The organism is Agrobacterium sp. GW821-FHT14E08 (genome assembly GCF_058803865.1).
On the sequence record NZ_JBXAPJ010000001.1, the window covers coordinates 125,491 to 150,890 of the forward strand.

Consider the following 25,400-nt stretch of genomic DNA (forward strand, 5'->3'; position numbering starts at 1 on the left):
GTGCTTATGGCGGATTTTGTAGCAGTCATTCGCAAGGCCGTGGATGGCTTGGCGAACAATACTCCCGAAAACCGGGCGAAGGTTTACGACAAGGCGCGCAGTGCGGTTGTGCGCCAACTCGAGAATATGAAGCCACGTCCGCCGGAAGAATTGTTGCGCCGGCAGATCGCCAAGCTGGACGCCGCCATTGCCGAGGTGGACAGCGAATATGCCGAGGCGCTTCCGGCGCTGGAGGACGATGATACCCTCCAGCCGGCGGCCGAAGAGACGGCAACATCCTATTATCAACAGGATGTTGCCGACGAACCCGAAGCCCATGCCGCCGAGCCGGACCATGCCGCCGAGCGGCAGGAGGAACGGTACGAGCCGGTTGAGGAAGAGCCTGCCCCGGTTGTGGCCGCGCAGCCCGAGCCGGTTTATGAAGAACCCGCCCGTGAGGAAGAGCCTCTCCACGAGACGCCCGTTTCCACCGCTGCTTCGCATGACGAGGAACGTTACGCGGAGCGCGAGCCGGAAGAGCTTTACGACGCGCCGGAACCCGTTCATGTGGCGCCGGCTCATGCTGCCGTTTCCCATGAAGAGGTCGGCACCTATTTTACCCGAGCGGAAGAGGAACCGGCTTATCAGCCGGAAGCCGAGCGCGATATCGCGCCTGAAACAACGCCTGTCCATGCCGACGATTCCGTGCCGCCCCATTGGGCGCAGCCGGTTGACGAGGATGATTGGCGCAAGCTTGATCAAGCCGAGGATGAGGAAGTCCGCCCGGCCGCTGAGGACTATGCCGAAGTCCGCAACGAGCGGGATGAACGTCCTGTTGTCGCCGGTTATGCCGCGCAGCATTATCAGGCCCCGGATGTGAGCTTCGAGCCTGAAAGGCGCAATGAGGAAGAGCATGCCGGCCATCGTGCCGGTGTTGATCACGATCCGATTTTCGGCGGACAGGGCGATTTTTCCGAACCCCGTCAGGCGGAAGACACGGCTCCGAAAAAAGCGGCCGTCGTCGAGGATTTCTCGTCCTATTTCCAGGACACGGATATTGCCATTCCCGCGAAGGACGCGCCGGCGCTGCCGCGCGCCGATAATGATCCCTTTGATGACCGGGCCGCGGCCAAGGAAAACAAGGAGCGCACCCCCTGGGACGATCTGGACGAGCTGATCGGTTACGACGGCGCGTCCTCCTCCAATCGGGCGACTGCGGATGAAACGCCCGCTTTGGGCGCGGGGGCCACAACACCGGCCTACATGGTCAAGAAGAAGCCGCGCCGCAACTATGCGTCGCTGGTGCTTGCCCTTGTCGGTGTCGGGCTTCTTGCCGGCGGCGGTTATGCGCTCTGGCAAAACCGTGACGCGCTGAACGACATGGTTGGCGGCCTGGTGCAATCGGCACAGAAGGGCGGGGAAACCCAGACACCTTCGCCCGATACGGCGCAGACGCAGACATCCACGCCGCCGGCCGGCCAGCAGCCACCGGCGACCGGGCAGCAACCCGCGACAAATCCGACCAACCACCAGGCGCAGCCGCATGGTGACGACGGTTCCGTCACCGGCACGAAATTCACCCAGCGGCTTCTGGCCGACGGGACAGAGCGTGACGAAGGGCCTGCTCCGGGTGCCAATGGCCAGCCGGTGACGGCGGAAGGCCAGTCGGTCTACGAACAGAACGTCGCGCCGCCGCCTGCGGGTGAGGCTCCGGCCAATACTGCGGGCGCGCCCGCGGGAACGCCTGCCGGCACGCCGCCGGCGCAGCAGCCCGCCGCTGCCGCCACCGGGGACCGCATGTTCCTTTACGAGGAAGTGCTGGGCCAGACGGTTCCGACCGCCATTCAGGGCAGCGTTTCCTGGTCGTTGCAGCAGGAAAACGACGCGGACGGCAAACCCTCGCCGACCGTGCAGGGCCAGATCACCGTTCCCGGCCGTGGCCTCAGCGCGCTGATCACCTTCAAGCGTAACACCGACCCGTCTCTGCCCGCAAGCCATCTGATCGAGATCGTCTTCTCGGTTTCGCCCGGCTTCGAGGGTGGTGCGATCGACAGCGTCCAGCGCATCGCGATGAAGAGCACGGAGCAGGATCGTGGCAACGCCCTGATTGCGGTTCCGGCCAAGATCACCGATGATTTCCACATGATCGCGCTCAACGACTTCCCGGATGCGATGAAGACGAATCTGGAGCTTTTGAAGAGCCGCAACTGGATCGATATTCCGGTTTCCTATCGCAACGGCCGGCGCGCACTGCTGACCCTGCAAAAGGGCAATGACGGCATCGCCGCCTTCGACAAGGCGCTCAGCGAATGGGCCGCTGCAACGCCGGCTGCCGGCGGACAGTGAGGATTGAAAGGGCGGCTCGGGTCGCCCTTTTTCGTTATATGGCTACGACGGTGTCTTTGCGTTTGTCGGGTGATGGGTGGGTTAGTTGGTGCCGGTGGGTGTGGCTCACCCCCTCTGCCCTGCCGGGCATCTCCCCCACAAGGGGGGAGATCTATATGCCGCGAGGTCTCGACCAACTCAACGGACGAGGATGAAGCGGCGGTAGAGCGTCTTGCCGATCTCCCTCCTTGTGGGGGAGATGCCCGGCAGGGCAGAGGGGGGTAAGCGGCATCCCCCGAAGCATGGATATTTTTCCTGCCGGTTTTCCTCCAGCGCAATCGCCGGTCTCGGATGGCAGGCCATTTCCAGTCGTCAGCCTTTTACCAACAAAAAATCCCCGGCCGAGGGCCGAGGATGATCCATGGCACGGACGCAAACCGCTCCGCACTTTTGCTGGATATGCTTTACGCATCCACCACGCGCAATGCGCGCGCAGCTTCCAACGCTTCCTTCTGCACCGCTTCCTGAACCTTTTCGAAGGCGCGAACCTCGATCTGGCGCACGCGTTCGCGGCTGATGTCGAACTCGGACGAGAGTTCTTCCAGCGTTACCGGGTCTTCCGCGAGGCGGCGGGCCTCGAAGATGCGGCGTTCACGGTCGTTCAGCACGCCCATGGCTTTCGCCAGCATGCGGCGGCGGGTTTCCAGCTCGTCCTGCTCGATCAGCACGGCTTCCTGGCTGTCGTGGTCGTCCACCAGCCAATCCTGCCACTGGCCGGATTCGCCTTCGGAGGCCTTGATCGGCGCATTCAGCGAGGCGTCGCCATGCAGGCGGCGGTTCATCGAGATGACTTCTTCTTCCGACACCTGCAGCTTGGTGGCGATTTCCTTGACGTGTTCCGGCTTCAGATCGCCATCGTCAATCGCCTGGATACGGCCTTTGAGCCGGCGCAGGTTGAAGAACAGGCGTTTCTGGTTGGCGGTGGTACCCATCTTCACCAGCGACCATGAGCGCAGGATATATTCCTGGATCGAGGCCTTGATCCACCACATGGCATAGGTGGCCAGACGGAAACCGCGTTCCGGATCGAACTTCTTCACCGCCTGCATCAGGCCGACATTGCCTTCGGACACGACTTCGCCGATCGGCAGGCCGTAACCGCGGTAACCCATGGCGATCTTGGCGACGAGACGAAGATGGCTGGTGACAAGCCTGTGGGCGGCGTCGCGGTCACCATGCTCGGCGTAACGCTTGCCAAGCATGTATTCTTCCTGCGGCTCCAGCATCGGAAATTTACGGATTTCGTCGAGATATCTATTGAGACCGGCTTCGCCGGCGGTAATCGTAGGCAAACTATTGCGGGCCATAAAGCACCCCCTTATCTATGGTCTGGAACGGTACCCTCTTTGGCCTGGCAAATCGCCCGCCCGAGGCACACCGTAAGCTGCGGGTCGTTACCGACCCCGCACGAACCCATGTGACAGATATGTATGCACCCGCCGCGTTTCAAGCGAACGCTGCGTTCACACATACGTTATGTTCCGGCGAAACTGTCTCTGACCTGTTTAACTTTCGAGCGGTAGATTCGTTCCGAAAATCCACCCAGTCCTGAACGTATCATCAGCTCATACATTACCCGCCTGCGCATGGGGTTATGCAGACGCACGACGGCAGAGCCGAGAAACTGCGTTTCGGCATGGCCAAGCGCCCGCAAGTCGGGTTCCTCGGCAATTGCACCGGCGTAAACCGCGTGAAACTCGCGGCGGCAGACATAGGTTTTATATTTGGTCATGGCGAAGCAGGCGAGGCTGTGGCCATGGGTGCGCAGGAAATCGGCAACCCCCACCGTCACTTCCGGCCAGGCGGGATTGAAAGTGTCGTCGAAGACGATGACGCCATGCGGGGCGATCACCTCCATCGCCAGCTTCGCATCCGCCAGAACATGGTGCAGGTGGTGCCCGCCATCAATGCTGAAGAAGCGCACGGGGCCGATCCGCGAGGTGATGTCGGCGGGTGCGAGCCGGGTGCTGTCACCCTTGATGATCAGGTCCTCATCCATCGCAAAGCCCAGCCGCCGGCCGTTTTCCATCAGGCGGTCATATTGGTCGAGGCTGCCATCCTCCGGCGGGTCCATTTCGAACAGGTCGACACCCAGAACCTTTTCCTGCCCCTGCGCGAATTTGCGCAGCAGGAAATAGGAGCGGCCATAATAAACGCCGATTTCCGCCATGCCGCCTTCAAACTGGTTTCTGGTCTGCGCCTGCAGCAGCGCCTTGAAAACAAGCGCATCGGGCGGATCGATATAGCCTTCGACGCTGCGCAAATCCTGAAATATAAACCGGCGTTCATCGATGTTCATGCGCGATAGATTCCCGTCATCATGCCGGTTCCGTTCGAGGGGAGGCGGATCGAACGAAAGGCGTCCCCCTGCGGCGTCTGTTGCTCGGCAGGTTTCAAGCCTTGCGGGGGCCGAGGAGGTGCGATGATTGAAGCGAAATTGGGGCGGTCTATAAAAAGGACCGACTGCGGAATATCGCTATCCGCTAATCTTTTTTTATTATCCGGGGCTTCCGGCGAGATGGGAGGCGCGGTTTTTTTGACCGCGCCATGCAGGTTTTCAGCTGCGCAGGGCGGTAAGCAGCTCCTGCATGTCATCCGGCATGTCGGTTTCGAACTCCATCACTTCGCCGGTGCGGGGGTGTTCGAAGGCCAGAAGATAGGCATGCAGCGCCTGTCGCGGGAAGCGGTTGACGGTGCTTCTGGCCGGCTCTTCAAGCAGGTTCGCCTTGGTGCGAAAGGCCGCGCCATATTCGGGATCGCCGATCAGCGGGTGGCCGATATGGGCCATATGCACCCGGATCTGGTGCGTGCGGCCCGTCTCCAGCCGGCATTCCACCATGGAGGCGAGGCAGGAAGCGTCGGACCGTTCGTGAAAACGTTCCATCACCTCGTAATGGGTGATCGCCTCGCGGGCATCATCGGCATCCTCACGCTTGACGGCGCGTTTGGTGCGGTCTGCGCCGCGGCCAAGTGCGGCGTCGATGGTACCGCGCAGGGTGCGCGGGCGACCCCAGACGACGGCCTTATAGGCCCTCTCGAGCGGTCCGGTGCGGCCGTGATCGGCAAATTGCGCGGCGAGATGGCGATGGGCATTGTCGTTTTTCGCCACGACCATGACACCGGAGGTTTCCTTGTCCAGCCGGTGCACGATGCCCGGCCGCTTGACGCCGCCAATGCCGGAAAGGCTGTCGCCGCAATGGTGGATGAGGGCATTGACCAGCGTTCCGGTCCAGTTGCCGGCGCCCGGATGCACGACGAGACCGGCCGGCTTGACGAGCACGATCAGGTCTTCGTCTTCATATTCAACGTCGAGCGGAATATCCTCGCCCTGCGGCTCGGGGTCTTCCGGCTCCGGCATGACGATCGCGATGCGGTCTTTCGGATGCACCTTCTTTTTCGGCTCCGTCACCGGCTTGTCGTTGACGAGAACCGCGCCCTGCTCGATCAGCGCCTTGATACGGCTGCGTGACAGATCGCCGCCGACTTCGCCCGCCAGCCAGGAATCCAGGCGGCCTTCGGCGTCTTCCCCGGCAATCAGGACTTTCCTTGCGTCTCCGCCTTGTTTAAAGGGGTCGTTCATTCTTATTTTTCCGATCCATCAGCATTTCAGGGAACCCGATGACGCAGATCGAGCAAGACGAACAGGAAGACAAGCCGCTTGATCCGGCCATGGAAAAAGTTCGCCGCAAGATGATCCGTTTGCAGATCGTGTCGGGCTCCGTGATGTTTATCAGCCTTATGGCCGTCTTCGGTGCGGTTGTCTACAAGGCGATGGGGCCGTCGAAGGCCGTCCAGACGCAGAGCGAAGCGCCGAACCTCGCGGTTCCCACCGGCAATGGGCCGCTGGCCGTCACCGCCAGCCTGCCGCAGGGCTTTGTGATCGACAATGTCAGCTATTCCGGCGGCGACATGCTGTTTTATGGCAGGCTGGCCAATGGCACCCGCAAGGCGCTGGTCTTCAACGTCGCGGCCGGCCGGTTCCTTGCCGATGTAACGGTCGATGGCCAGTGAAGCCAATAATCTGCTGGACGGCCGGGCGTTGATCCCGGTCGACGATCCGGCCGATCCGCGCATCGCCGCCTTTCGCGATATTCGCGAGCGCGACCTGACCGGGCGTCAGGGCCGCTTCATTGCCGAAGGCACGGTGGTGTTGCGCATGCTGGCCGCCGCCCATAAAGCGGGCGGTGCCTTTGCGGCGGAAAGCATCCTCATCCTTCGCAACCGGCTTGCCGGTGTCGCCGATATCCTTGCCGATTTCCCTGATGATGTTCCTGTTTATGTGGCCGAAGCGCCGGTGCTGGATGGCATTGTTGGGTTCCACCTGCATCGCGGCATTCTGGCGCTCGGACGGCGGGTTCAGGATCGCGGGCTGGAGGAGATGACGGCGGCGCTTCCCGCCTCGTCGCTGGTGCTCGTGGGCTGCGGCATTTCCAACCACGACAATCTCGGTGCGATGTTCCGTAACGCGGCGGCGTTTTATGCCGATGCGGTATTTCTGGACGAGACCTGCTGCGATCCGCTTTATCGCAAGGCACTCAGGGTGTCCGTTGGTTCGGTCCTGTCGGTTCCTTATCATCGCGGCGGCGGCGCGGTGGAGATGCTGGAGCGGCTCTCGGAGGCCGGGTTTGCGATCTGGAGCCTTTCGCCCAATGGCAAGACCGAAATACGCGACATTCCTCGATCCGAGCGCATGGCGCTGGTGATCGGCACCGAAGGCGAGGGGTTGCCGCAATCGGTGCTCTCGCGTTTTCACACGGCGCGGATTGCGCAGTCGCCGCAGCTGGACAGCCTGAATGCGGGGACGGCTTCGGGGCTGGCGCTTTATCAGATGGCGGGGGCGATAGGGCGGGTGTGATGCCGAGGCGTATGCGGCTTACCCCCCTCTGCCCTGCCGGGCATCTCCCCCTCAAGGGGGGAGATCGATATGCGGCACTCTTCAGACCATCTCTAACGTTGCGAATGCGCGAGGGTTAGCTCCCAGCTGATCTCCCCCCTTGAGGGGGAGATGCCCGGCAGGGCAGAGGGGGGTAAACCACACCCGCCGAGGGCCTAGTGTTTCCGCTTCTCCATCACTACCTTCGCCCGCTTCGCAAGGCTCTCCCGCCCCGATGAGCCAGAGGCCTTGGCCAGCAGCGCCGGAATGGGCGATTTTTCGCCCTCCTGCGCGGCGGTGAGCGCGATCATCTCGGCGGCAATCCTTGCGATTTCGCGGCGGATCGGTTCGTCATTGCCCGTGCCGCGTACGTTCAGCAGCCGTTCGGTGAGCGCCGTTCCCTGATTGCGGATATCCTCGATTTCCTGCTCCAGACCTTGCGACGCCGCTGATTCCGTCACGACGGGGGGGGCTGGTTCCTCTGCGGCCATTGCCGGTGCCGCCTCTTCTTCGTCGGCGGGTGCGGTTTCAAGCGCGGCGACTGGGGCAGGGGCCGCCGGTTGCGGCGGGTTAACCGTTTTCTCGACCGGCACGGCCGGGTTCGGCAGGCGAATGATCATGTCGTTGCTGCGGCCACCGGTTGCGGCCAGCTGTTCCTTGAGGCGGGCGACCTCCTGGTTGCGCAGCGTCAGCATCGTGTCGAGATCGGCGTTTTTCGCCATGACGGTCGCGACCTGTTCTTCCAGCCGGGTGACCTTGCGGCTTTCGCGGGCAACCGCCGTCATCGCCTCCTTGTTGCGGGCCGCCACATCCTGCAATTCGCGGGTCGCGGTCTCGCCTTCCTTGCGGAAACGCGTGGCGCTCTGCTTGGCCTGCTCCGCCTCAAGGTCGCGGGTCGCGGCGGTGATTTTCGAATCATCCAGTTCGCGCGTCAGGTTGGTCAGGCGGGCGGTGAGGTCCGACATCTGCGTGGCGCGCTCGTTTGCGGCCTGTTCCTGCTGCAGAAGGTTCGATTGTATGGTGCCGGCGCGTTCTTCGCTGGCATCGAGGGCGGCGCGCAATTCGCCGATCTCCAGCGTCAGTTCCTCGATTTTCAGGGAAAAGCCGCGATTCTGCTCGCCAAGGCGGTAGGCGTCGCTGGAGGCAGCCTCGTTGGCGAGGCGCAGCGAGGTGTTCTTCTCCCGTTCGGTGTCCAGTTCCTGGCGGACCTTGGCGTTTTCGGCCGCATACAGCGCGCGCGCCATGTCTTTCTGGGCGCGGACTTCCTGCGGGCTGATGGGCATGGTCGCGCGCAGGCGGTTTTCCGTATAGGCGACGATGCGGCGATGGATCGCGGGCGCGATCATCAGAGCCAGCAGGGTTGCGGTGAGAAAACCCAATCCGAAAAGAATGGCATATTCGATCACGCGGGACAGTCTCCGAAACTCAGATACGCGCGCATTCGGAAAGAGGGGCGCGAAAGCACGTTACGCTATTATTGCAACCGTGGGGAGGGGGCTCCCGGCAATTGCACAGGCGGTGTCGGCACCGCTTGTTTCTTCTCCCCTAGGGGAGAAGTCCGCGGCAGCGGGATGAGGGGGCAAGGATAGAGGGATACGGCAAGGTTGCCCCCTCATCCGACCCTTCGGGCCACCTTCTCCCCGGCGGGGAGAAGAAAGATGCCGCACCGTCCCGTCTTATCAGAAGGGGTTCCAGGTCGGCTGCTGGGTGAGCTTCAGGTAACCGACATTGATGCCGAGGCGCGCGCCGATGCCGGTGCGGATGGGTGCCAGCGTGACATCGCTGCTCTTCAGATAAGTCATGCCGACGCCGGCGACGATGAAGGCCGAGCCGCTGACGCCGCCGAAACGGCGGTAAAGCGCGTCGACCGAGGGCAGGTTGTAGACCAGCATCATGGCGCGGGTGCCCTGGCCGCCATAATCAAGCCCGAGCGAAGGACCCTGCCAGAAGACAGGGTGCTGGCCGGCATTCTTGGTGTAAAGCGTGCCTTCGCCATAGGTGAGGCCGGCAACGAAGGCGCCGGAGCCTTCCTGGCCGAGAATGTAACCGTTCGGAAGACCGTATTGCTGGAAGGCGCGCTCCACCACCTTGGCAAGGCCGCCGGTGGTTTCACCGAAGAATCCGTGGCCTGCATCCACGACTTCCTGCATGGAATATTGATCGCTGTTCTGGGCCGCTGCCGGTGCGACCCACATCAGGAGGCTCGCAAGGAGCGCGACAATCTTTCCCAGTCCGAGGCGTGCAATGGTGCGGGTTTTCGTAAGGCGCATCGTCATGTCCGTCCGTCTGTTTTGTTAACGCATCAGCCCGAAAAACCGAATCGGTTTTCGCAGGGGCCGGCGCGTAGAGTCAAAGTTCTACAGCATCTGTCGTGCGTCCTAGCGGATACACGGGGCTCCAATGTGGCCTGTTAAGGCATTTGGCATTTTGAAACCATCCTATTAACAATCGGTTTACCAAATATGGTGTCATTATGGCTTAACAATTTCCACACCGTCCGCGCCTCCCTTGCGCAGGAGAGAATTTTATGACGAGCAAACTCAATATCACGCTGTCCGGTCCCGATCTGGCGGCTCTTCTGTGCAGCCGTGTGTGCCATGATGTGATTTCTCCTGTTGGCGCCATCAATAACGGCCTCGAACTGCTGGACGAGGGCGGCACGGATGACGATGCGCTCGATCTCATCCGCACGTCAGCCCTTAACGCATCCGTGCGGCTGAAGTTCGCCCGCCTTGCTTTCGGTGCGTCGGGTTCCGCCGGCGCTTCGATCGATACGGGCGAGGCCGAAAAAGCCGCCAAGGATTTCGCCGCCGCCGAAAAGAAAGCGGAAGTCAGCTGGAACGGTCCGCGCGCCATCGTTGCGAAGAATCGTGTCAAACTCTTGCTCAACCTCTTCCTCGTCGCTTATGGCGCAATCCCGCGCGGCGGCAATGTGGATGTGCTGCTGGAAAGCCCCGACGGTGAAGCCAAGTTCGAAATCACCGTCAAGGGCCGGATGATGCGCGTTCCGGCCAAATTCGCCGAGATTTACGAAGGCAGGCTGGAAGAGGCCGTCGATGCCCATTCCGTGCAGCCCTATTACACGCTGCTTCTGGCCGAAGAGGCCAATATGGCGGTGGAATACAAGGTGCATGAGGATCGCATCGTCTTCACCGCGAAAACGATTGCCGAGTGACCGTTCAATTGCGGGCATGATTTTTCAGGAAAGGGCCGGGCTGCGTCTGCCGACGCACCGGCCTTTTTTCCGTTTTGGGGAGCACGTTCATGACACGCCTGACAACCGCCCGCCTCATCCTGCGGCCGCATGCTATCGGGGATGAAGCGCTTTATTGCGCCTTCTGGGGCGCGGATGTCCTGCCTATCGATGGTGTCAAATCGATTGCTCCGCTGGATGCGGAACTCGCTTTTGCCCGCCTCCTGCGCTTCATCGGCCACTGGTCCGCCTTCGGCTTCGGTCCCTTTGTCGTGGAGGAGGCAAAAACGGGGCGCATCGTGGGCGAGGTGGGTTTTGCCCATATGCGCCGCGGAAACGGGGCGGATTTTGACGGCGTGCCGGAGGCGATGTGGAAAATCGACAGAGAACTGGCCGGAAAGGGTGCCGCGACCGAAGCGGTGGCGGCCGCAACCGGATGGTTCGACAGTCGCGGGATTTCGCAGCGGACTGTCTGCATGATCGATCCGCTGAACAGCCCCTCCCTGGCCATTGCCGCCCGATTCGGCTTTCAGCCGTTTCGCGATACGATGTTTCGGAACAGTCCCGTGCGGCTTTTCGAGCGGTTGTCTGCGGCCTAGCGCCCTTATTCATGGGGCGGTCCGGTGAAGATGCTGTCTCGATCGCGTTTGAGGGCGTCCTGAAACCTGTTTGAGGTCTCAGGCGGAGGCGTTTTGCGGCAGGGGTTGGCCCAGATCAACTTCTGGAGCATCCCATGCGTCATTCTCTTCTGGCAGCAATCGTCATTTTCTTCGCCGCTCACGCGGCAATGGCGCAAAGCGCCATCGGTTTCAGGCAGATAGAATTGCCTGACGGGGCCGGCGCGAGAGCGCTTGCCGTCTCATTTTGGTATCCGGCGGCGCCCTCGGACAAAAGCGAGGTCGTGGGCGAGAACGCGGCCTTTTACGGTCTCGATGTTCAGCCGTCCGCCCCTCTCCTGGCCGGCGCGCGTCCTCTCGTGCTGCTGTCGCACGGGTTTGGCGGTAGCTGGCGCAATCTGAACTGGATTGCCGGCGAACTTGTTCAGCAGGGTTATGTCGTGGCTGCGCCGGATCATAACGGCGAATCATTTACCGAAGAGAATGCGACGGAGATCGTTCCCCTCTGGGAGCGGCCGCGCGACATCAGCAGGACGCTGACGGCGCTGCTCGACAGTGATCGGCTTGCGGGCAAGATCGACAGCAAGCGTATTGCCGTGATCGGTCATTCTCTCGGGGGCTGGACCGCGATGGAGCTGGTCGGGGCCCGCTATAGCGCCGAACTTGCCTTAAGGGACTGCCATGGAGAGAAAGCGCCGCCGCAATGCAAGGCGCCCCGGCTTTTGGCCAAGGTGGGGATCGTCGGTGACGGCAAGGCAGATCCACGCCTTTCGATGGATTTGAGCGATGTTCGCATCCGGGCGGCCATCGCGCTCGATCTCGGGCCGGCTTCCGGTTTTCTGCCGGAGACGCTGCAAGGTGTGGACGTTCCGGTTCTGGTTCTGGCTGCGGGTGTCGAGACACCCGAGATTGCCGCCATCAAGGCCGATTCTGACTATATCGCCCGCCATTTGCCGAAGGCGACGACCCTCTATCGGGAAATATCGGACGCCAGCCATTTCAGCTTCATGCAGATTTGCAAACCGAATGGCGAAAAAATCGTGGAGGAGCTTTCGCCGGGTGAAGGTTTCGTCTGCCGCGACGGGGGAGGCCGGGACCGCACAGCCATCCATGTGCAAATCGCGGAAGCAATTATCGGCTTCCTGAAAGTCGAAATGCGTTAACACCGGTGTCCGGGACGTCTCCACGCGGCGTGATGGTCGTGAGACGTCCCGATCTTTCAAGCGCCATTGGCCGGGTGATAGCGATAAACGAGGTCTTCGGGGTCGGAACGTGGTGCCGATGGATCGAGGGCGCCACCGATGCGCTCGGCGACAGCCGCTGATTTGCGGTTTTGCGGCGAGACGTAGCTGACGAGGGTTGGCAGGTTCAGGGTCTTGAAGGCCCAGTCGCGCATTGCCACAGCGGCTTCCGCAGCATAACCGCGCCCTTCGTGGCCATCGTAAAGCAGCCAGCCCAGCTCCTTTTCGGGAAAGAGCGGGCCGTGATTGATGCCGATCTGGCCGATGCATTCACCCGTGTCACCACGATCGATCATCAGCGCGCCGTGGCCGAAAAAGTACCAGTTGGCCAGATCGTGGCAGAACACGCCCCATGTCTTCCAGAGGTCATATGGCCCGCCGACGCCCATGGAGCGCGGCGACGCCATGAAGTCCTGATAGGCAGGAAAGTCTTCCATGACCAATGGGCGCAGCGTCAGGCGTTCAGTCTTAAGCGTGGGGATAGGGTGGTTCATGTGCCTTCGTCCTTTTTGGGAGCGTAGCTAGGCCCTTGTCATTACATGCCGATGACGTTGTCGCTTCTCCCTTGAAATCACAACAAAAAACCCGCTGTCGCCAGCGGGTCTTTTAAAAACTGTCCTGTCCTTGAGGGGTCAGGCGGTTTCCAGGAATTCCGTGGCGCCATCCGGCTCGCGCAGAACATAGCCGCGGCCCCAGACGGTTTCGATGTAGTTTGCGCCGCCTGCGGCATTTGCGAGCTTCTTGCGCAGCTTGCAGATGAAGACGTCGATGATCTTCAGTTCCGGTTCGTCCATGCCGCCATAAAGGTGGTTCAGGAACATTTCCTTGGTCAGCGTCGTGCCCTTGCGCAGCGAAAGCAGCTCGAGCATCTGATATTCCTTGCCGGTCAGGTGAACGCGCTGGCCGCCCACTTCAACCGTCTTGGCATCGAGATTGACGATCAGCTCGCCGGTGGCGATGACCGATTGCGCGTGGCCCTTGGAACGGCGGACGATTGCGTGAATGCGGGCAACAAGCTCATCCTTGTGGAAGGGCTTTGTCATGTAATCGTCAGCGCCGAAGCCGAGACCGCGAACCTTGTCCTCGATGCCGGCCATGCCGGAGAGAATGAGGATCGGCGTCTTGACCTTGGAAAGGCGCAAGGTTCTCAGGACCTCGTAACCCGACATGTCGGGCAGGTTGAGATCGAGAAGAATAATGTCGTAATCATAGAGCTTGCCGAGGTCCACGCCTTCCTCACCGAGGTCGGTCGTATAGACGTTAAAGCTCTCCGACTTGAGCATCAGTTCAATGCTCTGCGCTGTCGCGCTGTCGTCTTCAATAAGTAGAACCCGCATAATTATCCCCTTTGCCGCCCGCGAACCGGTAAAACATTGCCTCGCGCGATGCGGATCCAGACGTTGCCTGATTTGCAGGCTGCCACCAAATGGTTAACAAATTCTAATTGCCTTTGGCAAGGTGTATCGAATTTATTAAGCAAAGTAGGCATTTCGCTGTTTTTGCACGTGAATCCACCATCGCCAAAATTGAAGCTTAACGTGAGGATTTCCCGCTAAGTGATTCAATCGACTCTTACATCGTCTGGCCCGTTTTTTTGGACCTGGCATTTACCGACCCTTAAATGATCGTGTTTATCATTAACGATGCCCGTAAACGAAAGGTTAACGGCGGCGGTTTTTTATTAACGCCGGGTAACTTTTAGGAATCATTCCGGCACAACGGGTTAACCCGGCCGGTTGAACGGGCGGGTTAAACGGGCCGATCAGGGGGGCATAGTGCCTTTTTGATCCGGGTCTCGCTATCCATGGAGTATTGCGTATGAAGTCGCGTGACAGCCTGGTTCGCCTGAAGGAATTTCAGGTTAATGAAAAACGCCGGCAGCTTAACCAGCTGCAGCAGATGATGTCCGAGTTCGAGCGGATGGCAAAGGAACTGGTGCATCAGATATCTCTGGAAGAGAGCAAGTCGGGCATTACCGATCCGACGCATTTCGCCTATCCGACCTTCGCCAAGGCCGCGCGCCAGCGGGCCGATAATCTTCAGGTCTCGATCCGCGAGCTGAAGGCCCAGCAGGAAGCCGCCGAAGCTTCGCTGGAAGAGGTGCAGGCCGAATATGAAAAGGCCGCGGCACTGGAAAACCGCGACGGAGCGATCCGCGCCCGCGCCTGACGACCGGCGCAAATTCGATGAACGATCGTCCTCATTGACGGCTGCCGGTGGATCAGGAGGCGGCTTTCAATGACGGGACGCCGTGCATTTTTTTAACAAAAGGCCGCCCTTTGAGGCGGCCTTTTGTTTTTCCTGCACCTGGTTTTTCCGGTCAGGTTTCCGCCGGGGGCCCTGGGCGGGCATTTCGGTGTTTTCAATTGTCCGGGACGGGGGAAAGGCGTAATTTAACGGGGTTCCGATCAAGAACCGGAGGTTTTACGCGCGCGTCCCGAATATCCCCGCGCGGGTGGGCACGGGCGGTAACAGCAGGGAGGAAGAAATGGCTCGCCAATATATCGATTGCCGCGAATTCCCCAGTGACAGCAAATGCACCATCGCCATCTCCGCAGATACGCCGGAGGAGCTGATGGACGCGGCCGTTCAGCATGCCGTGGCAGTGCACGGTGCCGAGGACACGGCTGAATTCCGCGAGGAAATCCGCAGGAGCATGCATGCCGGAATGCCGCCGCTGAAGGTGGCGTGACGGGAGGACCGACGCGTACTTATGAATGACGCAAGATGGGAAGGGGTTGCGAGAGACCGGGGCGTATGCCGCTTGCTTCTTCTCCCCGCCGGGGAGAAGTCCGCGGCAGCGGGATGAGGGGGCAAGGGTAGAGATATCCGGCAACGTTGCCCCCTCATCCGACCCTTCGGGCCACCTTCTCCCCCTCGGGGAGAAGAAATATGCCGCGACGTTTGTGAATATTCTGCCCTTTTACAGAATTAAGCGCCCTTACCCGTTTATAACATCCGCCCATTCAGGATGGCGCAGCGTCTGGGCCTTGAAGAACGGGCAGAGCGGAATGATTTTCCAGCCGCCCTTGCGGGCCTCGTCGATGGCGTGGGCCGCGAGCGCCTGGCCGACGCCCTTGCCGCGCAGGGCATCGGGCACGCCGGTATGGTCGATAATGATCAGCGAAGGGGAGGTGCGGGAATAGGTCATCTCGGCCTTGTGGCCTTCGACGGTTGCCGAATATTCGCCGTGCGATCCGGTTTCGGTGCTGAGAATGTCCATGGTTTTCGCCTCCTTGTTGCGTTCGTTGTTTCCACTGTAACGGCTCGCGCCCGAATTGAAACAGCGGGAAAGAGAACGCAGCGGACACAAACCGGCGACAATGGTTTTACCGAAGGAAGGGTTCACCGAAGCAGGACAGGCCTTGCGGGGAGAAATCCGAAATCAAACCGAAAACCCCGTCGATAATCCGGCGGGGCGTTTTTGAGAATTCGGCTTTGGCGCGTTGCCGCGCGGGCGCAATATTAGTGGCGATATTGCTGGATGCGCGTGGTGCGCAGGCCTGCAAGGCCATGATCGGCAATCGAGGACTGCCAGGACAGGAATTCTTCAACGGTAAGCGTATAACGCTCGCAGGCTTCCTCGAGGCTCAAAAGTCCTCCGCGAACCGCTGCAACCACCTCCGCCTTTCTGCGAATGACCCAGCGACGGGTATTGGCAGGCGGAAGATCCGCAATCGTCAGAGGGCTGCCATCGGGGCCGATGACATATTTAACTCGTGGGCGTATCATTTCGGTCATTGGACACTCTATACAAACTCAAGACCATATGACGGGAACTTTAGCCCCGTACCTTTAAAAATTGCCTAAGCAGCTCTAGACAATTTATTAAGAATTTGAACGGTTTCGCCTGATTTGTTCGAGTCGCCTTATTTTGCGGGGGAAAAATTTTTCCAGAAATCGCATTTTTTATCGTCCATCGGTTGTTTCCCTCACAGCGCCGCAAGCGAAAGGCACGTTTTTCCGCTGCCATGGGTAAATTCCGCCGATCCCTCATGCTGCAGCCGCAGGCGGTCGCCGGCATTGAGCGGAAGAATGAAGGTGGCCGATTGTGAAGCGCCGGCGCTGGAGGCGTTTCCGGCAATGTTGCAATTGCCCGCCGTGCCGTTGACCGACAGCGAGACCCGGTGGCCGGAGGAGGAGGCTACGGCAAGCGACAGAATGGCGAGATAAAGACCCTTTGCAGGAACGATCAGTTCCCTTCCTTCGCCCGTGCCAACCGGGTCGCCGAGCGCAAAACCGCCCTCATCGATGAAGAGCAGGGAAAAACCCGCTGCCGAACCGTTGGCCGGTTTTGTCGTGCCCGCCGGCAGTCCTGCCAGCACTATGGCCCGGTTGGGCAGCGAGACGCGGCCGTCGGCGCTGCATGAAAGCGCTATATGCCAAGTGGCGCCATCAGCGCTGGTCTTGATTGCAAAGCCGTCACTGCCGGCAAGGCCCATTTCCGCCCGGCCGCTCCAGCCGGACTGGAACAGCAGCGATGCGGTATCGGCTTTCGCTGCCTTGTTGATCGCCATGCGATGGCTGCCATTCGCCTGGCCGTGGGTAAAAAGGCTGGCAGGGGCGGCGAGCGCCAGGCGGTTGCTGGCATCGGCCTCGGTGCCTATGCCCAGCCTTTGGAACGTGCCGGTTGCGGGCAGCGGCATGTCCTGCCATGTGCCCTCCCGCAACACACGATATTTCCCCTCGTCGATAAACCATGCCGTCCAGCCGGGCTGCGGCATTATCGAGAGCCAGGCGCCATCCTGCCGGAAGGCGAGCCTTCCGCCGTTGCCCACCCAGTCTCCCGTGGCATCAGGGGACAACAGGAAGCAGCTTCCCTCCGGCGCGGTTTCGGGCGGTGCGGCGACCACACCCCTGACGACCAGCTGGACGATCGCGTCCAGCCGTTGCAGCGCCTCATTATGGGTCACGTGTTTCTGCGCCTGGGAGGGCAGGATGTAGGGAAGCCGAAGTCTCGCCGTCTGTTCCGTCATGGTGTTTTTTCCGCGCTCGTGTCGTCTGCCGTGATTTTGATGCGGCGGGGCAGGGCGGGGATGAGCGGGGATGAGATTATTTCGGTTTGATGGGGGTTGGGGTGGTTTCTGTGTTTGCGGGAACGGCATCGGACGGAGAGGCGGTGTTCTGGCTTCGGCGTATGGGGCTTACCCCCCTCTGCCCTGCCGGGCATCTCCCCCTCAAGGGGGGGGGATCGACTCGCGGCGACGTTTCGCCCATCTCGACGTTTGAGGCTAAAATGGTGGTAAAGCTCCTTGCCGATCTCCCCCCTTGAGGGGGAGATGCCCGGCAGGGCAGAGGGGGGTGAAGCCGCATACGCGAAGCTTACCAAAACAGAAATCTGATACCGCGCGTCGCGGTAGTTCCCAGAGATGAAGTATTCTCGGGGTTACCCCGCCATCGCCCCTTCGGCGATGAAATCCGGATTGGCCAGCGCATCCTCGCCGTCGCCTCTCACCTCATAGGCAAGCGGTTGGCCGTCGCAATCCAGCGTTCTGCCGCCGGCGGCGCGCAGCACGGCATCGCCGGCGGCCGTATCCCACATCATGGTGCGGCTGAAGCGGGGGTAGATATCGGCCGCGCCTTCCGCCAGCATGCAGAATTTCAGCGAGGAGCCGACGGAAATGCAGTCTTTCAGCCCGTGTTCGGCGACGAAGGCTTCCGTTTTTGCCGTACAGTGCGAGCGGCTGATCAGCGCCACGGGCGAAGCGCCGCGCTGGCGGGCCCGGATGGGATGGCGCGCCAGGATCGTACCTTCGCCTGATATTGCGAGTTTTTCGGCGCTGCCGTCCTTGCCGGTCCATGCCTGGCCGCGGCAGGGGGCGTAAACCACGCCTGCCACCGGAACGCCGTTTCTGATCAGGGCGATATTGACGGTGAAATCGTCTTTGCCGGAAATGAATTCCTTGGTTCCATCCAGCGGGTCGACCAGAAAAAATTCCTTGCCCGTCTCCGGCAGGATGCCGTTCGAGACCGCCTCTTCGGCGACAACGGGAATTTCGGGAAAATTGGCGGCCAGCGCCTCAAGAATGATCGTCTCGGCGCGCTGGTCGGCCTCGGTTACCGGCGAGCAGTCATCCTTATAGGACACATTCGGGCCGGCGCGATGGACCGCCATGATCGCCTGCCCGGCGTCCAGCGCCGCTTTCGTCAATATGTCGATCATCTCTTTGCCGTTGCCATCCCATCGCCACCCCGTGGCGGGACCTTGCTATACAACCTGGCTACTCCTTTGGCCGTCATCCGTCAAACAATGGCGGCCGACAGGGCTAAAATAGGCATTCAGTCGCTATTTTTTTAGCACTTCCTGCCGAAATCATGGCTCTTTTGATCGGGAAACGGGCAACTGGTGTGGAAATTCCAAATTTTGTGCAGGATCGCCCGTTTTTGACTTCACATTTTTAACGAACACGATATGCATTTTGGTGTTGGGGGTAAGCTTGCGAGGGCTCCCCTATAATTAACATAACGAGGCGTGGCTCATCAGAGGTCATGCCCAGGGGAAAGACATGGAGTATTTTATCCAGCAGCTCATCAACGGGCTGACTCTTGGATCGATCTACGGCCTCATCGCAATTGGCTATACGATGGTCTACGGCATCATCGGCATGATCAACTTCGCCCATGGCGATATTTTCATGCTTGGCGGTTTCGCCGCGCTGATTGTTTTTCTGGTCGTGACATCTTTTGTCGCCGGCATTCCGGTGGCGCTTCTTCTGCTTTTGATGATGGTCATCGCCATGCTGATGACCGGATTGTGGAACTGGGTCATCGAGCGCGTCGCCTACCGGCCTCTGCGCGGCTCGTTCCGCCTGGCGCCGCTGATCACCGCCATCGGCATGTCGATCGCGCTGTCCAACTTCATCCAGGTCACGCAGGGTCCGCGCAACAAGCCGATCCCGTCGCTGGTGACGGAAAGCTACCATCTCGGTGCGATCACCGTTTCGCTGAAGCAGCTCATCATCATGGTGGTGACATCCGTGCTGCTCTTCGCCTTCTGGTACATCGTCAACAAGACACCGCTCGGGCGGGCGCAGCGCGCCACCGAACAGGACCGCAAGATGGCGGCGCTTCTGGGCGTTGATGTCGACAAGACGATCTCCATCACCTTCATCATGGGTGCGGCGCTCGCTTCGGTCGCAGGCACGATGTATCTGATGTATTACGGCGTCGCCTCGTTCAATGACGGCTTCATTCCGGGCGTCAAGGCGTTCACGGCGGCCGTTCTCGGTGGTATCGGCTCGCTTCCGGGCGCTGTTCTCGGCGGTCTGCTGATCGGCCTCATCGAGTCGCTCTGGTCGGCCTATTTCTCCATCGCCTACAAGGACGTCGCGGCATTCGGCATCCTGGCTTTCGTGCTGATCTTCAAGCCGACCGGCATTCTCGGTCGTCCGGAAGTCGAGAAGGTGTGAAACCATGACCAATATCGCTTCCGAACACGACACTTCCAACCCGAGCCTGATGGCAACGGCGGTGAAGGAAGGCATCTTTGCGGGCATCGTCTCGCTCGGCATGTTCATTCTCTACGTCGGCATCGTCACCTATCAGGACATCAACAACCAGCTCATCTGGGGCACCCGCTGGGGCCTGCTGGCGGTCTTCGTGGGTGTTGCCGCCGTCGGCCGTTTCCTGATGGTGGGCTTCATCAAGCCGTCGCTGGACCGCCGCAAGCTTGCCAAGGCCAAAAGCGGCATTCTGGAAATTTCCGAGGAAAAAGGCTTTTTCCACAAGCACTTCCTGAAACTGGCGCTGGTTCTGCTGCTGCTTTATCCCGTGATCGCCGTGCAATTGTTCGGCTTTCAGGGTTCGCTGAAATTTGTCGACAATTTCGGCATTCAGATCCTGATCTACGTGATGCTGGCCTGGGGCCTCAATATCGTCGTCGGCCTCGCCGGCCTGCTCGATCTCGGTTACGTGGCCTTCTATGCCGTCGGCGCCTATTCCTATGCGCTGCTCTCAAGCCATTTCGGCCTGTCCTTCTGGGTGCTTTTGCCGGTTGCCGGCATTCTTGCGGGTTTCTGGGGCATCATTCTCGGTTTCCCGGTCCTGCGGCTTCGCGGCGACTATCTTGCGATCGTCACGCTCGCCTTCGGTGAGATCATCCGCCTTGTCTTGCTCAACTGGACGGAAGTGACCAAGGGCACCTTCGGCATTTCCGGCATCGCCAAGGCGTCCGTCTTCGGCATCTGGTCCTTCGATGTCGGCGCGTCGAACAATTTCGCCAAGGCCTTCGGCCTGTCGATGTCGTCGGCCTATTACAAGATCTTCCTGTTCTACGTGATCCTGCTTCTGTGCATGCTGACGGCTTATGTCACCATCAAGCTGCGCCGCATGCCGATCGGCCGCGCCTGGGAGGCGCTGCGTGAGGACGAAATCGCCTGCCGTTCGCTCGGTATCGATACCGTCATCACCAAGCTCACCGCCTTTGCGACGGGTGCCATGTTCGGCGGTTTCGCCGGCTCGTTCTTCGCCGCGCGTCAGGGTTTCGTGTCACCGGAAAGCTTCGTCTTCCTGGAATCGGCCGTCATCCTCGCCATCGTCGTTCTCGGCGGCATGGGGTCGCTCACGGGCATCGCCATTGCGGCGCTGGTCATGGTCGGCGGCACCGAGGCGCTGCGTGAAATGGAATTCCTGAAGCATGTCTTCGGGCCCGATTTCACGCCGGAACTTTACCGCATGCTGCTGTTCGGTCTCGCCATGGTCATCGTCATGCTGTTCAAGCCGCGCGGTTTCGTCGGCTCGCGTGAACCCACGGCCTTCCTCAAAGAACGCAAGGCCGTCTCCGGCAGCTTTACCAAGGAAGGTCACGGTTGATGGCTTCCGGAACGACAACAATGGCAAATGATACGATCCTCAAGGTCGAACATCTCTCGATGCGCTTCGGCGGCCTGATGGCCATCAACGACTTCTCCTTCGAGGCGAAGCGCGGAGAGATCACGGCGCTTATCGGTCCCAACGGTGCCGGGAAGACCACGGTTTTCAACTGCATCACCGGCTTCTACAAGCCGACGATGGGCATGATCACCATGCGCCAGCAAAATGGCGAGGCGCATCTTCTGGAGCGGCTGCCTGATTTCGAAATCACCAAGAAGGCGAAGGTGGCGCGCACCTTCCAGAACATCCGCCTGTTCTCGGGTCTGACAGTTCTGGAAAACCTGCTGGTGGCGCAGCACAATGCGCTGATGAAGGCCTCGGGTTACACCATTCTCGGCCTTCTTGGCCTGCCGGCCTACAAAAAGGCGGTCAACAACTCGATCGAGAAAGCCAAATACTGGCTGGACAAGGCCGACCTGACCGACCGCGCCGATGATCCGGCCGGCGACCTGCCTTATGGCGCGCAGCGCCGTCTGGAAATCGCCCGCGCCATGTGCACGGGGCCGGAACTCCTCTGCCTCGATGAACCGGCTGCGGGTCTCAACCCGAAGGAATCGCTGGCCCTCAACGCGCTGCTGCGCGGTATCCGCGACGAGGGGACGTCTCTGCTTCTGATCGAGCACGACATGTCGGTGGTGATGCAGATTTCGGACCATGTCGTGGTTCTCGAATATGGCCAGAAGATTTCCGACGGTTCGCCTGACCATGTGAAGAACGACCCCAAGGTCATCGCCGCCTATCTGGGTGTCGAGGATGATGAAGTGGAAGACGTGATTGCGGAAGAACTCGACGGAGGAGCGGCCTGATGTCTGGTGAACCGCTTCTTAAAGTTCAGGGTGTCGAAACCTATTATGGCAATATCCGCGCTCTGGCGGGTGTCGATGTCGAAGTCAACAAGGGTGAGATCGTCAGCCTGATCGGCGCCAATGGCGCCGGCAAGTCGACGCTGATGATGACCATCTGCGGCAGCCCGCAGGCGCGTGTCGGCCAGGTGACTTTCGACGGTGAGGATATTACCCGTCTGCCCACCCATCTGATCGCCCGCAAACGCATTGCCCAGTCACCTGAAGGCCGCCGGATTTTCCCGCGCATGACGGTGCTGGAAAACCTGCAGATGGGCGCCAATCTCGACAATCTCAAATATTTCAAAGAGGACGTCGAAAAAATCTTCGTCATGTTCCCGCGGCTGAAAGAGCGCCAGAGCCAGCGCGGCGGCACGCTTTCCGGCGGCGAGCAGCAGATGCTCTCCATCGGCCGCGCGCTGATGGCAAGGCCGAAGCTTCTGCTTCTCGACGAACCGTCGCTGGGTCTCGCACCGCTGATCGTCAAGGGCATCTTCGAAGCGATCAAAAAACTCAACCAGGAGGAGGGGCTGACGGTCTTCCTCGTGGAGCAGAACGCCTTTGCCGCGCTCAAGCTTTCCGACCGCGCCTATGTGATGGTCAACGGCAAGGTGACGATGAGCGGTTCGGGCAGGGAGCTGCTGGCCGATCCGCAGGTACGCGCCGCCTATCTGGAAGGCGGCCGGCACTGAAAGATTTTACTTGCGCCGAAAATTTTGCGGCGCAAGATTGCAAACAGCATCCCGCCGGGCCTTCGGGCAAACGGCGGGATGTAAACAATAAAATGCCCTCCGGGAAAACGGCGGGACGACAGACAAGGCAGGGCTGGCGCATCGCGCCCGGCACTGATGGGGAAAGAGATGCAGGGCCTTTTTTTCGAGACCGATAGCGGCGTGCGTTATATTCTGCGCGCATTGGTTGTTCTTCTGGGTTTCTGGACCGCCTGGCGCGCGGGAAAATCCGTCGCCGATGGCTGGGGTGGTTACCCGCGTGTGGTCATCTACACGCTGGCATTGGGGCTCGTCATGCGGTTTCTGCATCATGCGCTCTTCAACGGACCGTTCATAAACGGTTTTTACTATGTGTTTGACGTCGTTCTTCTTCTGGTCTTTTCCAGCATCGGTTTCCGCATGCGCCGGACGAACCAGATGGTCAATAACTACTATTGGCTTTACGATCGCACGTCGGCATTCTCCTATAAGAAGAAGGATTGACAGTCGGATTCGTCCGGCTGCACAATGCTCGTCAGAGTGGAACAGTTTCCTGTTCAGTGAAGGTGGGTACTGAACAGGCCCTAGTAACCAACCCATCCAAAGGAACTGGGAGTAAAGTAATGAAGAAGTCTCTTCTTTCCGCCGTTGCGCTGACCGCCATGGTCGCCTTCAGCGGTTCGGCCTGGGCCGATGTCCTGATCGCTGTCGGCGGCCCGCTGACCGGCCCGAACGCTGCTTTCGGTGCTCAGCTTCAGAAGGGTGCCGAGCAGGCTGCGAAAGACATCAACGCTGCCGGCGGTATCAACGGCGAACAGATCAAGATCGTGCTGGGCGATGACGTTTCCGACCCCAAGCAGGGTATCTCGGTTGCCAACAAATTCGTTGCTGATGGCGTGAAATTCGTCGTCGGTCACTTCAACTCCGGCGTTTCCATTCCTGCCTCCGAAGTTTATGCCGAAAACGGCATTCTCGAAGTAACGCCTGCCGCGACCAACCCTGTTTTCACCGAGCGCGGCCTGTGGAACACCTTCCGCACCTGCGGTCGTGACGACCAGCAGGGCGGCATCGCCGGCAAGTATCTGGCCGACCACTACAAGGACGCCAAGATCGCCATCATTCACGACAAGACCCCCTATGGTCAGGGCCTTGCCGACGAAACCAAGAAGGCAGCCAATGCGGCCGGCCTGACGGAAGCCATGTATGAAGGCGTCAATGTCGGCGACAAGGACTTCTCCGCGCTGATCTCCAAGATGAAGGAAGCCGGCGTCACGGTTATCTATTGGGGTGGCCTGCACACGGAAGCCGGTCTGATCATCCGCCAGGCGGCCGATCAGGGCCTGAAGGCGAAGCTCATCTCGGGTGACGGCATCGTCTCGAACGAACTCGCCTCCATCGCCGGCGACGCTGTCGAAGGCACGCTCAACACCTTCGGTCCCGATCCGACGCTGCGTCCTGAAAACAAGGAACTGGTAGAGAAGTTCAAGGCCGCCGGCTTCAACCCGGAAGCCTACACCCTCTACTCCTACGCCGCCCTGCAGGCGATTGCCGGCGCTGCCAAGGCTGCCGGTTCGGTTGAGCCGGAAAAGGTTGCCGAAGCTCTGAAGAAGGGCACCTTCCCGACCGCGCTCGGCGACATCTCCTTCGACGAGAAGGGCGACCCGAAGCTTCCCGGCTACGTCATGTACGAGTGGAAGAAGGGCCCGGACGGCAAGTTCAGCTACTTCCAGCAGGGGACGTGAGTCTTACTGGATAATTGCCTATCGAAGCCCGGCAGCGATGCCGGGCTTTTTGTTTTAGGCCAAGTGGTCCGCTGAGACCTTTATGGTCTTGTTATCCTCGGGCTTCACCCGAGGATCCACCGCCGCGCGAGGAATGGATCCTCGGGTCGAGCCCGAGGATGACGTCGAGTGCGGGTTGTGTTGGCAGGCAAAATACACTCGGGATACGCCTTCAGCCCGCTTTCTCAGCCACCCTCTCCAGCACGATATCGGCGCGCTCCGAAACCGGAGCTTTCGGCAGCACCACAGTCTCATAATCCAGCCGGGCGTAATCACGCAGCAGGCGTTCATACTCCTCCACCGCCGCATCCAAACCGTGTTTGCGCTCGCTGTCTCCCCGGTAAATTTCCGGCCAGGGTGGGGTGAGGAAAACCAGTCGGTTATAGCGGTGCGTGTTTTGCAGCGTATCGATAAAGCTGTCACCGCTGACATGGCGAAGTGCCGAGGCGGCGTCGATCAGGCCTCGGTCGAAAAAGACGAGGCCATGCGGCGGGGCTTTTTGCCGGTCTTCGAGTGCGATGGCGATGGCGCGGCGGGCGAAGGCTTCGATGTCGATCCATGGCAGGGCCGTGCCGCCATTGCGGGTTTCTTCGATGACGATGCGGCGGCCGGGCTCTTCCACGGTGGCGAAACCGCGTCGGGCAAGCTCGGCGAGAAGCGTGGATTTTCCGCCGCCGGAGCAGCCGGAAAGGATGATGAAACGGTTCATGGGAACGTCCTCCTTGTTGGGGGATGCGAGGCATGTATGTGGGAATGGGTTGAGGCGTTGCCGCTTGTTTCTTCTCCCCGAGGGGGAGAAGGTGGCCCGAAGGGTCGGATGAGGGGGGAAACGTTGCCGGATTTCGGGGAGCTAGCCCCCTCATCCCGCTGCCGCGGACTTCTCCCCCTCGGGGAGAAGAAACAAGGGG

At 60.3% G+C, this 25,400-nt stretch carries 26 protein-coding genes; 14 read left to right on the forward strand and 12 right to left on the reverse strand.

Going from position 1 to position 25,400, the window contains the following annotated elements:
* Nucleotides 1-6: 6 nt before the first annotated feature.
* Nucleotides 7-2,325 carry a hypothetical protein gene (locus tag AC1ROR_RS00590; protein WP_498588318.1) on the forward strand — a complete coding sequence of 773 codons (2,319 nt, stop codon included), beginning with the start codon at nucleotides 7-9 and terminating at the stop codon, nucleotides 2,323-2,325.
* A gap of 443 nt (nucleotides 2,326-2,768) precedes the next feature.
* Here the strand turns inward: AC1ROR_RS00590 and rpoH are convergent, their stop codons facing one another.
* From rpoH to AC1ROR_RS00605, 3 genes are all read right to left on the reverse strand, one after another.
* Nucleotides 2,769-3,671, reverse strand: coding sequence for an RNA polymerase sigma factor RpoH (gene rpoH / locus AC1ROR_RS00595; protein WP_035228050.1), 903 nt, complete (start codon nucleotides 3,669-3,671; stop codon nucleotides 2,769-2,771).
* Between the two features lie 167 nt (nucleotides 3,672-3,838).
* Complete coding sequence (locus tag AC1ROR_RS00600) at nucleotides 3,839-4,663, reverse strand: class I SAM-dependent methyltransferase (RefSeq protein ID WP_498588319.1); 825 nt, start codon at nucleotides 4,661-4,663, stop codon at nucleotides 3,839-3,841.
* A gap of 258 nt (nucleotides 4,664-4,921) precedes the next feature.
* A complete protein-coding gene (locus tag AC1ROR_RS00605; RefSeq protein WP_498588320.1) occupies nucleotides 4,922-5,944 on the reverse strand; it encodes an RluA family pseudouridine synthase in 1,023 nt (340 codons plus the stop codon).
* A 38-nt stretch (nucleotides 5,945-5,982) separates the two neighbouring features.
* Here AC1ROR_RS00605 and AC1ROR_RS00610 point away from each other — a divergent pair, with 38 nt between their 5' ends.
* Together AC1ROR_RS00610 and AC1ROR_RS00615 are read left to right on the forward strand one after the other, a co-directional pair.
* A complete protein-coding gene (locus tag AC1ROR_RS00610; RefSeq protein ID WP_059754555.1) occupies nucleotides 5,983-6,375 on the forward strand; it encodes a hypothetical protein in 393 nt (130 codons plus the stop codon).
* Nucleotides 6,365-7,219 (forward strand): TrmH family RNA methyltransferase, encoded by an 855-nt coding sequence (locus AC1ROR_RS00615; protein WP_498588321.1) that lies wholly within the window; start codon nucleotides 6,365-6,367, stop codon nucleotides 7,217-7,219. The genes AC1ROR_RS00610 and AC1ROR_RS00615 overlap by 11 nt, the downstream gene beginning before the upstream one ends.
* A 194-nt stretch (nucleotides 7,220-7,413) precedes the next feature.
* On the opposite strand, the gene AC1ROR_RS00620 is transcribed toward AC1ROR_RS00615, so the two are convergent.
* Nucleotides 7,414-8,643 carry a coiled-coil domain-containing protein gene (locus tag AC1ROR_RS00620; protein ID WP_498588322.1) on the reverse strand — a complete coding sequence of 410 codons (1,230 nt, stop codon included), beginning with the start codon at nucleotides 8,641-8,643 and terminating at the stop codon, nucleotides 7,414-7,416.
* 273 nt (nucleotides 8,644-8,916) lie between these two features.
* The gene (locus AC1ROR_RS00625; protein ID WP_035219939.1) at nucleotides 8,917-9,513 is read right to left on the reverse strand and encodes a DUF1134 domain-containing protein; all 597 of its coding nucleotides are present in this window, start codon (nucleotides 9,511-9,513) and stop codon (nucleotides 8,917-8,919) included.
* A 251-nt stretch (nucleotides 9,514-9,764) separates the two neighbouring features.
* Here AC1ROR_RS00625 and chpT point away from each other — a divergent pair, with 251 nt between their 5' ends.
* From chpT to AC1ROR_RS00640, 3 genes are all read left to right on the forward strand, one after another.
* Nucleotides 9,765-10,412: a histidine phosphotransferase ChpT gene (gene chpT, locus AC1ROR_RS00630; RefSeq protein ID WP_498588323.1), complete on the forward strand. Its 648-nt coding sequence runs from the start codon at nucleotides 9,765-9,767 to the stop codon at nucleotides 10,410-10,412.
* An 89-nt stretch (nucleotides 10,413-10,501) separates the two neighbouring features.
* Nucleotides 10,502-11,029, forward strand: a complete 528-nt coding sequence (locus AC1ROR_RS00635) for a GNAT family N-acetyltransferase (protein ID WP_035219941.1) — start codon at nucleotides 10,502-10,504, stop codon at nucleotides 11,027-11,029.
* A gap of 134 nt (nucleotides 11,030-11,163) precedes the next feature.
* A complete protein-coding gene (locus AC1ROR_RS00640; RefSeq protein ID WP_498588324.1) occupies nucleotides 11,164-12,210 on the forward strand; it encodes an alpha/beta hydrolase family protein in 1,047 nt (348 codons plus the stop codon).
* Between the two features lie 56 nt (nucleotides 12,211-12,266).
* On the opposite strand, the gene AC1ROR_RS00645 is transcribed toward AC1ROR_RS00640, so the two are convergent.
* A complete protein-coding gene (locus AC1ROR_RS00645) occupies nucleotides 12,267-12,782 on the reverse strand; it encodes a GNAT family N-acetyltransferase (protein WP_498588325.1) in 516 nt (171 codons plus the stop codon).
* Nucleotides 12,783-12,920: 138 nt separating this feature from the next.
* A complete protein-coding gene (gene ctrA / locus AC1ROR_RS00650) occupies nucleotides 12,921-13,625 on the reverse strand; it encodes a response regulator transcription factor CtrA (protein WP_003522926.1) in 705 nt (234 codons plus the stop codon).
* A gap of 481 nt (nucleotides 13,626-14,106) precedes the next feature.
* Between ctrA and AC1ROR_RS00655 the strand changes: the two genes are divergently transcribed.
* Both AC1ROR_RS00655 and AC1ROR_RS00660 read left to right on the forward strand, forming a co-directional pair.
* Nucleotides 14,107-14,457 carry a flagellar export protein FliJ gene (locus tag AC1ROR_RS00655; RefSeq protein ID WP_003491821.1) on the forward strand — a complete coding sequence of 117 codons (351 nt, stop codon included), beginning with the start codon at nucleotides 14,107-14,109 and terminating at the stop codon, nucleotides 14,455-14,457.
* Between the two features lie 319 nt (nucleotides 14,458-14,776).
* Nucleotides 14,777-14,980 carry a DUF1059 domain-containing protein gene (locus tag AC1ROR_RS00660; protein ID WP_498588326.1) on the forward strand — a complete coding sequence of 68 codons (204 nt, stop codon included), beginning with the start codon at nucleotides 14,777-14,779 and terminating at the stop codon, nucleotides 14,978-14,980.
* 249 nt (nucleotides 14,981-15,229) lie between these two features.
* Here the strand turns inward: AC1ROR_RS00660 and AC1ROR_RS00665 are convergent, their stop codons facing one another.
* The 4 genes from AC1ROR_RS00665 to cysQ form a co-directional block, all read right to left on the reverse strand.
* Complete coding sequence (locus tag AC1ROR_RS00665) at nucleotides 15,230-15,511, reverse strand: GNAT family N-acetyltransferase (RefSeq protein WP_003491801.1); 282 nt, start codon at nucleotides 15,509-15,511, stop codon at nucleotides 15,230-15,232.
* 242 nt (nucleotides 15,512-15,753) lie between these two features.
* On the reverse strand, nucleotides 15,754-16,029 hold the full coding sequence (gene sciP / locus AC1ROR_RS00670) for a CtrA inhibitor SciP (protein ID WP_003491799.1): 276 nt from the start codon (nucleotides 16,027-16,029) through the stop codon (nucleotides 15,754-15,756).
* Between the two features lie 191 nt (nucleotides 16,030-16,220).
* Nucleotides 16,221-17,264 (reverse strand): DUF2793 domain-containing protein, encoded by a 1,044-nt coding sequence (locus tag AC1ROR_RS00675; RefSeq protein ID WP_142168900.1) that lies wholly within the window; start codon nucleotides 17,262-17,264, stop codon nucleotides 16,221-16,223.
* A 410-nt stretch (nucleotides 17,265-17,674) separates the two neighbouring features.
* Complete coding sequence (gene cysQ, locus AC1ROR_RS00680; protein ID WP_498588327.1) at nucleotides 17,675-18,451, reverse strand: 3'(2'),5'-bisphosphate nucleotidase CysQ; 777 nt, start codon at nucleotides 18,449-18,451, stop codon at nucleotides 17,675-17,677.
* A gap of 343 nt (nucleotides 18,452-18,794) precedes the next feature.
* On the opposite strand from cysQ, the gene AC1ROR_RS00685 reads away from it, so the two are divergent.
* The 6 genes from AC1ROR_RS00685 to AC1ROR_RS00710 all read left to right on the forward strand — a co-directional run bounded on the left by AC1ROR_RS00685 (nucleotide 18,795) and on the right by AC1ROR_RS00710 (nucleotide 24,453).
* Entirely contained in the window at nucleotides 18,795-19,697 is a 903-nt protein-coding gene (locus AC1ROR_RS00685) for a branched-chain amino acid ABC transporter permease (protein WP_035219954.1), read from the forward strand.
* Nucleotides 19,698-19,701: 4 nt separating this feature from the next.
* Entirely contained in the window at nucleotides 19,702-21,099 is a 1,398-nt protein-coding gene (gene livM, locus AC1ROR_RS00690) for a high-affinity branched-chain amino acid ABC transporter permease LivM (protein WP_035219956.1), read from the forward strand.
* Complete coding sequence (locus AC1ROR_RS00695) at nucleotides 21,099-21,965, forward strand: ABC transporter ATP-binding protein (protein ID WP_035219958.1); 867 nt, start codon at nucleotides 21,099-21,101, stop codon at nucleotides 21,963-21,965. Before livM ends, AC1ROR_RS00695 begins: the two co-directional genes overlap by 1 nt.
* The gene (locus tag AC1ROR_RS00700; RefSeq protein WP_003491772.1) at nucleotides 21,965-22,693 is read left to right on the forward strand and encodes an ABC transporter ATP-binding protein; all 729 of its coding nucleotides are present in this window, start codon (nucleotides 21,965-21,967) and stop codon (nucleotides 22,691-22,693) included. Before AC1ROR_RS00695 ends, AC1ROR_RS00700 begins: the two co-directional genes overlap by 1 nt.
* 168 nt (nucleotides 22,694-22,861) lie before the next feature.
* Nucleotides 22,862-23,215, forward strand: a complete 354-nt coding sequence (locus AC1ROR_RS00705; protein ID WP_003491771.1) for a DUF6867 family protein — start codon at nucleotides 22,862-22,864, stop codon at nucleotides 23,213-23,215.
* Nucleotides 23,216-23,334: 119 nt separating this feature from the next.
* Entirely contained in the window at nucleotides 23,335-24,453 is a 1,119-nt protein-coding gene (locus AC1ROR_RS00710) for a branched-chain amino acid ABC transporter substrate-binding protein (protein ID WP_003491769.1), read from the forward strand.
* A 211-nt stretch (nucleotides 24,454-24,664) separates the two neighbouring features.
* Here the strand turns inward: AC1ROR_RS00710 and AC1ROR_RS00715 are convergent, their stop codons facing one another.
* A complete protein-coding gene (locus AC1ROR_RS00715; RefSeq protein WP_498588328.1) occupies nucleotides 24,665-25,201 on the reverse strand; it encodes an AAA family ATPase in 537 nt (178 codons plus the stop codon).
* Between the last annotated feature and the right edge of the window lie 199 nt (nucleotides 25,202-25,400).

Excerpts from the sequence above, each read along its gene's own strand:
- AC1ROR_RS00590 (WP_498588318.1), top strand. The coding sequence starts at position 7 with ATGGCGGATTTTGTAGCAGTCATTCGCAAGGCCGTGGATGGCTTGGCG.
- rpoH (WP_035228050.1), bottom strand. The coding sequence starts at position 3,671 with ATGGCCCGCAATAGTTTGCCTACGATTACCGCCGGCGAAGCCGGTCTC.
- AC1ROR_RS00600 (WP_498588319.1), bottom strand. The coding sequence starts at position 4,663 with ATGAACATCGATGAACGCCGGTTTATATTTCAGGATTTGCGCAGCGTC.
- AC1ROR_RS00605 (WP_498588320.1), bottom strand. The coding sequence starts at position 5,944 with ATGAACGACCCCTTTAAACAAGGCGGAGACGCAAGGAAAGTCCTGATT.
- AC1ROR_RS00610 (WP_059754555.1), top strand. The coding sequence starts at position 5,983 with ATGACGCAGATCGAGCAAGACGAACAGGAAGACAAGCCGCTTGATCCG.
- AC1ROR_RS00615 (WP_498588321.1), top strand. The coding sequence starts at position 6,365 with ATGGCCAGTGAAGCCAATAATCTGCTGGACGGCCGGGCGTTGATCCCG.
- AC1ROR_RS00625 (WP_035219939.1), bottom strand. The coding sequence starts at position 9,513 with ATGACGATGCGCCTTACGAAAACCCGCACCATTGCACGCCTCGGACTG.
- chpT (WP_498588323.1), top strand. The coding sequence starts at position 9,765 with ATGACGAGCAAACTCAATATCACGCTGTCCGGTCCCGATCTGGCGGCT.
- AC1ROR_RS00635 (WP_035219941.1), top strand. The coding sequence starts at position 10,502 with ATGACACGCCTGACAACCGCCCGCCTCATCCTGCGGCCGCATGCTATC.
- AC1ROR_RS00640 (WP_498588324.1), top strand. The coding sequence starts at position 11,164 with ATGCGTCATTCTCTTCTGGCAGCAATCGTCATTTTCTTCGCCGCTCAC.
- AC1ROR_RS00645 (WP_498588325.1), bottom strand. The coding sequence starts at position 12,782 with ATGAACCACCCTATCCCCACGCTTAAGACTGAACGCCTGACGCTGCGC.
- ctrA (WP_003522926.1), bottom strand. The coding sequence starts at position 13,625 with ATGCGGGTTCTACTTATTGAAGACGACAGCGCGACAGCGCAGAGCATT.
- AC1ROR_RS00655 (WP_003491821.1), top strand. The coding sequence starts at position 14,107 with ATGAAGTCGCGTGACAGCCTGGTTCGCCTGAAGGAATTTCAGGTTAAT.
- AC1ROR_RS00660 (WP_498588326.1), top strand. The coding sequence starts at position 14,777 with ATGGCTCGCCAATATATCGATTGCCGCGAATTCCCCAGTGACAGCAAA.
- AC1ROR_RS00665 (WP_003491801.1), bottom strand. The coding sequence starts at position 15,511 with ATGGACATTCTCAGCACCGAAACCGGATCGCACGGCGAATATTCGGCA.
- sciP (WP_003491799.1), bottom strand. The coding sequence starts at position 16,029 with ATGACCGAAATGATACGCCCACGAGTTAAATATGTCATCGGCCCCGAT.
- AC1ROR_RS00675 (WP_142168900.1), bottom strand. The coding sequence starts at position 17,264 with ATGACGGAACAGACGGCGAGACTTCGGCTTCCCTACATCCTGCCCTCC.
- cysQ (WP_498588327.1), bottom strand. The coding sequence starts at position 18,451 with ATGATCGACATATTGACGAAAGCGGCGCTGGACGCCGGGCAGGCGATC.
- AC1ROR_RS00685 (WP_035219954.1), top strand. The coding sequence starts at position 18,795 with ATGGAGTATTTTATCCAGCAGCTCATCAACGGGCTGACTCTTGGATCG.
- livM (WP_035219956.1), top strand. The coding sequence starts at position 19,702 with ATGACCAATATCGCTTCCGAACACGACACTTCCAACCCGAGCCTGATG.
- AC1ROR_RS00695 (WP_035219958.1), top strand. The coding sequence starts at position 21,099 with ATGGCTTCCGGAACGACAACAATGGCAAATGATACGATCCTCAAGGTC.
- AC1ROR_RS00700 (WP_003491772.1), top strand. The coding sequence starts at position 21,965 with ATGTCTGGTGAACCGCTTCTTAAAGTTCAGGGTGTCGAAACCTATTAT.
- AC1ROR_RS00705 (WP_003491771.1), top strand. The coding sequence starts at position 22,862 with ATGCAGGGCCTTTTTTTCGAGACCGATAGCGGCGTGCGTTATATTCTG.
- AC1ROR_RS00710 (WP_003491769.1), top strand. The coding sequence starts at position 23,335 with ATGAAGAAGTCTCTTCTTTCCGCCGTTGCGCTGACCGCCATGGTCGCC.
- AC1ROR_RS00715 (WP_498588328.1), bottom strand. The coding sequence starts at position 25,201 with ATGAACCGTTTCATCATCCTTTCCGGCTGCTCCGGCGGCGGAAAATCC.